The sequence below is a fragment of the Paenibacillus montaniterrae genome, assembly GCF_018403185.1.
Lineage (GTDB): Bacteria > Bacillota > Bacilli > Paenibacillales > Paenibacillaceae > Pristimantibacillus > Pristimantibacillus montaniterrae.
This window is the reverse complement of sequence record NZ_BOSE01000067.1, coordinates 1-242: the sequence shown is the minus strand read 5'-3', so window position 1 is coordinate 242 and position 242 is coordinate 1. Positions and strand designations below refer to the sequence as shown.

1 rRNA gene is annotated in these 242 nt (G+C 55.0%); it reads left to right on the top strand.

The features are described 5' to 3' along the window. Positions 1-242 (top strand): 16S ribosomal RNA (locus KJS52_RS27190); the annotation flags it as partial.

Sequence of the window (242 nt, the reverse complement as noted above, 5' to 3'; positions counted from 1 at the left end):
AAACACGATGCTTAGCGGCGGACGGGTGAGTAACACGTAGGTAACCTGCCCATAAGACCGGGATAACATTCGGAAACGGATGCTAATACCGGATACGCGATTCTCTCGCATGAGGGAGTTGGGAAAGACGGAGCAATCTGTCACTTATGGATGGACCTGCGGCGCATTAGCTAGTTGGTGAGGTAACGGCTCACCAAGGCGACGATGCGTAGCCGACCTGAGAGGGTGATCGGCCACACTGG